Source organism: Zwartia hollandica (assembly GCF_019923725.1).
Lineage (GTDB): Bacteria > Pseudomonadota > Gammaproteobacteria > Burkholderiales > Burkholderiaceae_B > Zwartia > Zwartia hollandica.
In genome coordinates, this window is sequence record NZ_JAHXRI010000015.1 from 1 (window position 1) to 2,421 (window position 2,421).

1 protein-coding gene is annotated in these 2,421 nt (G+C 51.5%); it reads right to left on the reverse strand.

The features are described from left to right. The coding region (locus KZZ10_RS14375) for a non-ribosomal peptide synthetase (protein WP_259662234.1) at positions 1–2,421 on the reverse strand (2,421 nt) is incomplete at both ends.

Genomic DNA, 2,421 nt, shown 5'->3' on the forward strand with positions numbered 1-2,421 from the left:
ATAAGTCAAAGGGCTTTGCTGTCTCGAGCCTAATCAGTTCGCTTAACTGTCGCTCACGCTCTAGCCTTGAGTCGATACCACTCAGATCCGTCACCGTAATCAGCGTCTGCGCATCAGGCGCTGGCAGCAAATAGCCGTCCGGTTCGCCACGTCCAGAATCAATCATGACTGTACGCAACGGCTCATGTCGCGAGACTATCGCCGCCAACGCGCGTGCAAGCGCTTGAATATTCAAATGCCCCGTTAATCTCAGCGCACCTGGTAAGTTATAAGTCGCCGAGCCGCCCTCCAGCTCATTGAGCGTCCATAATCTGCGCTGTCCAAAGGACAGCGTGACACGACTTTCTCCTAATCGCCCAGCACCGGAAACAAGTGCGGGCCCCTGATCCGCTTCGAGGGCATCCAGATAGGGCGCGAGCGCATCCGGTGTCGAATGTGCAAACAACGTGCGTAACGGAAGATTGCAACCGGTTTCAGATCGGATACGTGCGATGAAGCGCATCGCTAATAGTGAATGGCCACCTAATTCGAAAAATCCATCATCGAGACCAACAACCGTCGCCCCGGTCAGTTCCGCAAAAAGTGTGCACAGCAAAGCCTGACTTGCCGTAATTGGAGCCCGATAAGGCTTATCCCCTTGATGTGCCTCAGGCTCTGGCAGCGCACGTTGATCAAGTTTGCCGTTCGGTGTTAAAGGTAAGCGCTCAAGCACAACAAACCCGCTTGGCACCATGTAGTCTGGCAGGCCCTCACCGAGAGCACTACGAATTTGCGCAGCCGAATCTAGAGTCTGTCCAGCCTGCGGCACCAGATAAGCCACTAAACGCTTTCCACCAACAAAATCTTTCGCAACAACCGCAACCTCGCTGACGCGCTCTTGAAAAAGATTTCTTAAGGCCTTCTCAACTTCGCCCAACTCAATTCTGTAACCGCGAATTTTGACTTGATGGTCTGCTCGGCCCAAGTAAATGATCTCGCCGTCCGCACGACGACGCGCCAGATCGCCCGTGCGATACATGCGGCTACCAACGGGTCCAAATGGACTGGCAATAAAACGCTCTGCAGTCAGGCCGGACCGACCTAAATAACCCCGAGCCAAATTAATACCAGCAATATACAGTTCACCGATCACGCCCGCAGGTACGGGCTCAAGACAAGCGTTTAGTATGTATAACTGGGTATTCCAGATAGGCTTGCCAATGGGAGGAAGATCTTCCCACGTTGCTACATCACTCGACAAAGAATATGCACTCACAACATGAGATTCAGTCGGTCCGTAATGGTTATGCAACCTGGCTGAGGCATTGTTCTGGAAAATCTTTCGGATACTCGGCGTAATCTGCAGTTGTTCACCAGCGGTGATTACCGTCTTAGGCCAAGCTACTGCATCTAACCCGTCATGGGTGTCAGCCAAACTATTCAAGACAACAAAAGGCACATACAACTGATCGACCCGCTCAGCGTGCAAATGCTCAAGCAATGCCATGTTGTCTCGACGCACATCATCACGAACCAGTACAAGCGTATGACCTTTGGTCAACGCATAAGAAATTTCTTGTGCAGAGACGTCAAAACTGATTGGGCTATATTGCAAAATACGTTGACGTAAGTCGTGAATTTCATTTTCTTGCCATCGAATTAAATTGACGATCGCTTGATGCGGCATGCCTACGCCCTTGGGGCGCCCTGTAGATCCCGATGTATAAATCAGATAAGCAAGATGCGTAGGACGTAATAGATTTAAACGCTCATTGTCTTGAATTGGCCCACTAGACAGGCTATCTAAACGCGAGGCGACCTGTGCAGACTGTACGTCAATGATTTGCAACGTGGCAGGTAGTACCGCTGACATGTCCGCGGTATCACCGGCTACACTTTCATGTTGAGACTGCGCTATATCTTGCGTCAACCTCTGATGGGCAATCTGGGTCGTCACCAAGGCACACGCCTGACTATCAGAAATCATAAACTCGAGTCGAGATGCGGGGTAATCAGGGTCAAGAGGCAGGTAGGCTGCCCCGCATTTAAGTACCGCGAGTAGTGCGACGACCATTTCAGGAGAACGGTCCAGCAGTACTGCAACAATTTTTTCTGGTCCTGCACCACACTGGATAAGATAACGCGCAAGTTGATTGGCGCGCGCGTTTAGTTTCTCGTAGCTAAGATCCGTATTCTCAAAACTCACAGCGGTTAATGACGGGGTACGCAAAGCCTGCTCATCAAACAATGCGGCTAGCGTCTGGGCGACACCAGAGATCGCCACCTCTAAACCACCAGAGCTCGCCAAAAGCGTTTGGCGCGCCACACCATCCATTAGCGCCAAGGTCTTGACCGGCGCATCCACCGAAGCTGTTAACCCCTGCACCAAACGCTCAAACGCTTCACGCCAGATCTCTACACTCGACTCGGCAAACAAATCTG